This window comes from Nostoc sp. CHAB 5715 (genome assembly GCF_020829685.1).
Taxonomy (GTDB): domain Bacteria; phylum Cyanobacteriota; class Cyanobacteriia; order Cyanobacteriales; family Nostocaceae; genus Nostoc.
The window spans coordinates 1-7,418 of sequence record NZ_JAIVFR010000303.1 but is presented as its reverse complement, the minus strand read 5'-3'; the positions used below and the strand labels follow the sequence as shown (position 1 = coordinate 7,418).

The 7,418-nt window shown below is 37.9% G+C and carries 8 protein-coding genes; 3 read left to right on the top strand and 5 right to left on the bottom strand.

What is annotated here, in order from left to right; translation table 11 throughout:
- On the top strand, positions 1-1,265 hold a 1,265-nt coding region (locus LC574_RS17795; RefSeq protein ID WP_229454733.1), incomplete at its 5' end, for an acetate--CoA ligase family protein.
- A 499-nt stretch (positions 1,266-1,764) separates the two neighbouring features.
- Here LC574_RS17795 and LC574_RS17790 read toward each other — a convergent pair.
- The 3 genes from LC574_RS17790 to LC574_RS17780 form a co-directional block, all read right to left on the bottom strand.
- Complete coding sequence (locus tag LC574_RS17790; RefSeq protein WP_229454732.1) at positions 1,765-3,381, bottom strand: tetratricopeptide repeat protein; 1,617 nt, start codon at positions 3,379-3,381, stop codon at positions 1,765-1,767.
- A 236-nt stretch (positions 3,382-3,617) separates the two neighbouring features.
- Positions 3,618-3,908 (bottom strand): hypothetical protein, encoded by a 291-nt coding sequence (locus LC574_RS17785; protein WP_229454734.1) that lies wholly within the window; start codon positions 3,906-3,908, stop codon positions 3,618-3,620.
- A 62-nt stretch (positions 3,909-3,970) separates the two neighbouring features.
- Positions 3,971-4,924 carry a cytosolic protein gene (locus LC574_RS17780; RefSeq protein ID WP_229454731.1) on the bottom strand — a complete coding sequence of 318 codons (954 nt, stop codon included), beginning with the start codon at positions 4,922-4,924 and terminating at the stop codon, positions 3,971-3,973.
- 121 nt (positions 4,925-5,045) lie between these two features.
- On the opposite strand from LC574_RS17780, the gene LC574_RS17775 reads away from it, so the two are divergent.
- The gene (locus LC574_RS17775; RefSeq protein WP_229454730.1) at positions 5,046-5,504 is read left to right on the top strand and encodes an endonuclease domain-containing protein; all 459 of its coding nucleotides are present in this window, start codon (positions 5,046-5,048) and stop codon (positions 5,502-5,504) included.
- A gap of 372 nt (positions 5,505-5,876) precedes the next feature.
- Positions 5,877-6,173 (top strand): hypothetical protein, encoded by a 297-nt coding sequence (locus LC574_RS17770; RefSeq protein ID WP_229454729.1) that lies wholly within the window; start codon positions 5,877-5,879, stop codon positions 6,171-6,173.
- On the opposite strand, the gene LC574_RS17765 is transcribed toward LC574_RS17770, so the two are convergent.
- Both LC574_RS17765 and LC574_RS17760 read right to left on the bottom strand, forming a co-directional pair.
- Entirely contained in the window at positions 6,165-6,935 is a 771-nt protein-coding gene (locus tag LC574_RS17765; RefSeq protein WP_229454728.1) for a hypothetical protein, read from the bottom strand. The genes LC574_RS17770 and LC574_RS17765 overlap by 9 nt on opposite strands.
- A gap of 182 nt (positions 6,936-7,117) precedes the next feature.
- Positions 7,118-7,418: transposase (locus LC574_RS17760; protein WP_229454727.1), on the bottom strand; the 301-nt coding region annotated here is incomplete at its 5' end.

Genomic DNA, 7,418 nt, shown 5'->3' with positions numbered 1-7,418 from the left:
GCAAAGATGACTGTAAGGCATTTTTAAAAACGTTGGGTTTCCCAGTTCCTGAAGGCGATATCGTCTTTACTGAAAAGGAAGCTTTGGCGGCAGCAAGACAAATTGGCTACCCAGTGGCAGTTAAGCCAGTGGTAGGTCACAAAGGAATTGGCGTTACGGCTGACGTGCAAGACTCAAAAGAACTTGCAGCTGCTTATAATAGGGCACTGGCAGCGATTCCCGAAGATCAGCTAACTCGGATAATTGTTGAGAAAAGCATTTCCGGCTCAGATTTTCGCTTGTTGTGTGTCAATGGCAGATTTGTGGCCGCCACAGAACGCCGTCCAGCATCGGTTGTTGGTGATGGCTACTTAACGCTTGCAGAATTAATCCGCCAAGAGAACCGGAAACCTGCACGTTTAGACACGCCTACCTCGCCGATGAGCAAAATTCAGATAGATGAAGCGATGGAACTTTACCTAGAGGAACAGCGCTTATCATTAGACAGCGTGATTGAGAAGGGACGCACTGTTTATCTCCGTAAAGTCGCCAATCTTTCAGCCGGAGGTATGAGCATTGATGCAACCCAGACAGTTCATGATGACAATATTATCTTGGCGCAAGATATTGCCCAACACTTCCAGTTGACTTGCCTTGGTATTGATGTCATTACGAAAAGTCTCTCAGAATCTTGGAAATCCAGTAACTTTGCTATCTTGGAAATCAACGCTGCACCAGGTGTTTTAATGCATCTTAAACCTTCTGTTGGTGAAAGCGTTGATGTGCCTTCTCATATCTTAGAAACCTTTTTTGAGTCGGGTACAGATGCCAGGATACCGATTATTACCTTTAATAAAATCTCAGTTGAAGAACTGCAAGCAACAATTGACCATATCCTTTTGCAAAATCCCAACTGGACAATAGGCGCTGTTTGTCGTGATGCAGTTTTTGTGAATCGCTCGAAAAAAGTATTAAGCAAAAATTACAATAGCAACGTCCAAACTTTACTGCGTCATCCAAAACTTGATTTGCTCATTGCTGAGTATGCGGAAGATATTCTAGATGAAGAGGGTATGTTTTACCGCAGTAGTAATATGGTAGTTTTGGATAATCCCACCGAAACTGAGATGATGTTGGTGCGGGATGTGTTTGATGGTTCGACTGTGGTGATTAGAAAAGGCAACGACATTTCTATTCGCCGCAAAGGATTGATTGAAGATTATTCTTTAGGTGAAGATGAACCATTTACGCGGGTTTATTTGAAAGAGACTGGAACAATTTTGTGAGCTAAGTAAATAGGCGCTTAATTGCCCTTCTCGTTTGAATGAGATGTAAGGTTTTGTCATTACCCAGATTTTTGTAATAGTCAAATTGTCGCTCAACCCAGAGTCAGCTTGCGAATAAAATCGCAGCCTAAATAGCAAAAGTCCGTTTTAACTGATATCTTGCATCATTCTCAATTAGCACCATTGCCCGCCAGGAAATAAATTTCCTGGCTCATAGCCCAAGTCCATTAAAATGGACTGAAATCTTTCCTCAGTCTTCTTTAGAAGACTTTCGCTATTAGCCTAGTAATTCATTACTAGGCGGTTGTTGGAACTGGTGCAAGATTTCCGTTGAACTGACTATAGCAATCCTATTTGAGTTGTAAAAATTATCGAACCGCCAAGACGCCAAGAGCGCCAAGAGGAGAAGGAGAGAAGTTTACAAATCATTTAGGACTGCTATATAACTAATTCAATTTAGTCTGTTGAAACGGACTATTTATCCAAATTCATCAATTTTCTAAAATTTTAAAATATCTAATGATTCTTCTATTTCTAAATCTAATATTATTTCTCGTGTATCTTTGAGTGCTTCTAGCTTACCTTCTTGACGATAGATATCTGCCGCTTTTTGAAAATCTTCAATTGCTCCCTGTTTATCTGCTATTTCTAAACGGATATTGCCACGGTTGTAATAAGCATCTGCATAATTTGAATTAATCTGTATTGCCTGAGTATAATCTTCAATCGCTCCTTCAAAATCTCCTAAATCTGAACGAGCATTACCACGGTTGTAATAAGCATCTGCATAATTAGGATTAATCTGTATTGCCTGAGTATAATCTTCAATCGCTCCTTCAAAATCTCCTAAATCTGAACGAGCATTACCACGTTTTTTATAAGCTATGGCATCTTTAGGATTAATCTTGATTGCTTGGGGAAATCCCGGTTGAGAGCCTAATAAATAACGAGCAATTCCACGATTTTTATAAGCATCTGCATAATGGGGGTTAATTTTAATAGCCTGGGTATAATCTTCAATTGCCCCTTGATTATCTCCCACATGAGAACGAGCTTCAGCCCGGTTTTTATAAGCTACGGCAACATTAGGATTAATTCTGATAGCTTGGGTATAATCATTAATTGCTTCTTCTAATCGCCCCAGTTGAGACAGAGCTAGACCTCGTTTATTGTAAGATTTAGCATCATGAAGATTTATCTGAATTGCCTGAGAATAATCTGCGATCGCAGCTTCATAATCTCCTATTTGATAATGAGCTAAACCTCGTTTATAATATAAATCAACATCACTAGATTTAACTTGTAAGGCTTGATTATAATTGGCGATCGCATTTGAATATTCTCCTTTCTCAAAACATTCATCACCTAATCTTACATAAAGTATATTTAAATTTTCATCACTATATTCTGGTTGAAAATTAGATTTACTCAACTGATTAATAGTTGGCTTAGATGCAATTTCCTGCTTCGGGAGATATTTGTAAATTGGTGGTTGTTCTCTAGAAGAATTTATAGAAGATTGTAACTGTTCTAGATAGCACCATAAACCACCACCATACAGTAATTGTTCTATGCCAAAAGAAATTTTACCAGTTTTCAACTTAATCATCCGGGTTGGGAGAAAGCCAGCCAAAAAAAGGTGATATTCAGATTGTGCTTCACTCACATCTTCTTGAATCAAAATGCAAACTACAACTGCATTTTTTTCAACTTCTTCTGAACTAATTGACCATCTAACTCTATCAATACTACCGTGGCGAGATTTTACCTCAATACCAATAGATGGGTCAGAAGTCAAGGTAAAATCTATATTGCCATCGCCGCCGAATCGCTTTTCATAATCGACTTCGGTAATAAAATCAGCTAAACGTTCTTTGACAACTTCCTCACCCAACTTCCCTTTAAGATAGCTAATAAAAACATCACGGACTGGTAAAACACGCTTGTATTTCTCAGCCATCAGCCAGCAAAATTCCCGTAATGCCCTTAACCTTTCTCCAGAGATTATAGTTAATTCACTATATTGACCTTCTGTTTCACAATGAAGCAGACAACCAGATGTTAACCTTTTAATAAAATCAGACTGTAGCGATCGCAGTAGTGTAATCCAGTCCATTTATGTTTCTGCGAATCTTTTGATGAGATTATTCTATTAAAATATCCATTCTGCGTAAACCTTTTAATTAGCTTGGGTGATATTCCCAAAAATTGTTTACTAGTTTGCAATAATTCTTAATTTAACTTAATATTTTAAAATTGGCAGAGGATGACATTGGATTAAAGGGAGTGTATTAAAGTATAGCAGTCTATCTCAGACATCGCTGCTTTTTAGAGTCGAATTTGAGTCGTAAATTATTGATAGATTTGCCGGAGTTCTTCTAGATTATTCACAGTTTTGATACTGGTGAGAATAGCCCTTAATATCTCTACGTTCTGTATCTCGATAATCTCTGGTAATATTGTTAAACCTTCGCTGCCATATTTTAGTTCTAAACAGACTTCAAGACTTTCAATGAGTCCTTCTCTTTTTCCCTGTTCAATAGCCCTTGTTTCTACGCTGGTAATATACGGCATTTTCTTTTCCTCCTCATATTGAGTTACTTCTTGCCAAAAATTTTTATCTAATTCTTCAGGTAATCTCATCACCAATGCACTCGGATTTTTTAAGATGGGCAATCATTTTACAGTCGAGTATAAGTGGTGAATTATTGATATATTTGCCGGAGTTCTTCTAGATTATTCACAGTTTTTATACTGGTAACAATAGCTCTTAATATCTCTAAATTCTGTATTTGGGAAATCTCTGCTAGTATGGTTAAACCTTCGCTGCCAAATTTTAGTTCCAAACCCATTTCAATACCTTCAATAAGTCCTTCTATTTTTCCTTCTATTTTTCCTTCTATTTTTCCTTGTTCAATAGCCCTTGTTTCTACGCTGGTAATATACGGCATTTTCTTTTCCTCCTCATATTGAGTCACTTCTTGCCAAAAACTGTTCTCTAATTCTTCAGGTAATCTCATCACCCAGTCGATAAACCGAAATAGGTTGATGATATCTTCGCGCTGATAACCTTTTTCGTAGAGTCGTTTCGTTAAATCAAGCTTCCACCGTTTACGCTCTTGGTCATTTTGGCGTGTTTCCTTTGCTTTCAAATGAGCCATCACTACTGTAGCAAATGGGTTAGAACTTGCTTCTAATTCCGTCCATTGTTGGCTATATTCAAGTAATTTAACAATGGGAAACTTGAATTTGACTTCGCAACCCCATAGTTCATCGCTAAACTGATTTGGTTTCCATGTGGGGCGATCGTCACCTAAGATGGCTAGACTAGCTATAGACCGATTGTAACGGTCAAACAGTCGGTAGTGGTAGACGGACATCCGTTGGGCAAAGTTGGTTTCTTCATTACTTTGGACTTCCAGATGGACTAATACCCACCTTTCTTCGCCATTGCGCCGCCAGACTTGAACGAGTTTATCAACGAATCTTTGCCCTAGTTCTGCATCTCGAACTACTTGCTGTAACTCTTTGTCCAAAAAAGTATAGCCTCGCTTCCAGTCTATTCCTTCCGCAGCTACAGGAAAGAAAAATTCAATGCACTCTTGAAAGTAGGTTTCTATAGCTTCTTTCCACGGACTGTCATATTCATCGTTAGACATTGGCAGGATTTACATCAGTTTTGAAGGTGCAGCCATGTCTGATTATGCCATTTTGAGGAGTTTGGAGAGTGCGATCGCTGGGAATAATACATGAAATATTAGCTAACCATCAACATCGCAAATGACCGAAAATCACAACCCCAACCCAAAGCCTCTCACCAACTCCAGTCCCCCCTCCTCGCTTGCGGGGAGGGGGTTAGGGGGTGGGGTTCCGGGATACCCTTGGCAAACCCCATACGAACTTTGGAAAAAACTTAAGCCATTGGCGCGACAGATGCGGTGTGAACCAACTCCAGCAGAAAAGCTACTTTGGCAGAAGTTGAGACACAAGCAACTTTTGGGTTTCAAGTTCCGCCGTCAGCAAACAATTGACCGTTTTATCGTCGATTTTTACTGTAATGAAGCGCGGTTAGTTGTGGAAGTGGATGGCGAAATTCACGACTACACGCAACAAGAAGATGCGATACGTCAAGAATTTTTGGAGAGTTTGGGGTTGCAGGTTGTGCGATTTAGAAATGAGGATGTTCTGGAGAGGATGGAGGGGGTGTTGCAGGATATTGCTGCTTGGTTGCAGAGATAGAACCCCACCCCCAACCCCCTCCCCGCAAGCGAGGAGGGGGCTAATTATGTGGGTTTTGGTGGTGTGTGCGATCGCTTTGCATCATAATTTGACGATTATTTCACAAGACAGTGATTTTGACCACATGAGACAAGTGAGTGAGTTAGCTTGGGAATCTTGGCTGTAAGTTAAACATGATGGCCGGAGTGCGATCACGTTAAACATTTTGCGATCATAGATACCCAACTATAACTGCAACTGGCTTTAATAAAAATAGAAAAAATAACAGTGTCCCAGTTAGCGGTAGTGACTTTAAATACATAACTAGAAGATGATCATTTTTGAAATATAGAAAGCTTTCTACAAAATATAATTTAGTATTGAGATATACAAATGGCAGATAATCAAAATAAGGGCGATGCCATTGACATAATTGATCAGGCTCTAATGGAAGCAGAAAATTCTTTAGATGATACCATAAAGAATTTAACACAGTTTCAGAAATTGCTAGATCAGCCTTATTTAAAAAAATGGCGAGACAGAATTCAAGAAATTACTAACATTAAGTCGAATTTAGGTAACCTTCGCCAAGAGTTGAAAAATCAAAGAGATAAAAATGATCAAAATGCAATTAAAAAACATTTACAAGCAGAGAGACAATTAAGGGATAAAGCTAAGAAATTAAGATGATTTATCTTTAATAGTATCTATTAACAAGTTAATATAAAGTTTAAGTTCTTTGCGTGATTTTTGGGAAAGATCACGCATAGCTATGCTCTCTAAAATAGACCTTAGCGCTTTCTCATAATCTTCTACATATAAATCATCTATAATTGGAGAAAACGTATTTGTTAAAGCCTTTTCAAGAGCATTAGGTCTACAATCATTAAGGCAGTGACCAACCAACTTCAAGTAGATTTCAATATGTTCGGAAAATAAACTGAACTCTTCTTGAGTATACCTATCTCTACCATTCCTTTTGATTTTTAAGGTGGAGTAACTGCCTAAAACTTTTTCACTTGCTTCTTTTGATATATTTTTACTATTCTTCAATAGCCATATACCTGCCTTTTGGCTATTCTGACAACGTTCTTGCAAAAATTTAAGTTTTTCATCCAATGACTTCTGTGTATTCGATAGTTTTTGTTGAATATTTTCGACAATTGCTGAATCTGGAAAAATCTCGGCTATGCTTTTTACTATTAAGTTTGGTGGAATCATTAATTTATTTAAGATATTTAATTCTCCTCTTGAAACAGGCTGCCTTAAACTATTCTCAGATACTTCTTGCTGACTCCTATATGACATCACTGCAACAGTTAAAGAAACGATTGCAATTGGGAAACCTATGATTGTAGTTATGTCAGATAAAAAACTAACTAAGGACGTAGTGGTGTCAGAAAAATTAGATTCTGTAGTACTTGTTGTGGTAGAGTTTGGCAATATCATCATAATATCTATCCTGATAAATAACACTCTTAAAACTGCTTACTTTGAGCTAGCTAAGAAATTAAAAAAATATTGATGATAGGTGAAACAAGCTTTGTGCAATACTCTGTATAAGGTGCATTATCACCCTATGTGGTTTTTATTATTGTTGTTAAAGTTTGATTTGCACTGATTTTTATTCACTTCTATTCATTAATCCTCAGTAGCATTTCCTTTTCCTCAATCATTGCTTTACGAATGCGCTCAATCATGTAACTGGCTGTATTTTTATTAACTCCAACTTCCTTGGCAAGCTGACGCACACTAATACCCCCTGGTGAATTAAGCACAAGGTGAATCGCTACAAACCACTTTTGTAATTCTACATGAGTCTTGTGAAAAAGTGTACCCACTGTAACACTGTATGAAGTAAAGCATTCGTTACAGTGATATCTACGCTCATTCTTGTATGCAGTGGCGTTGGTTGATTCGCAATATGGGCATTTT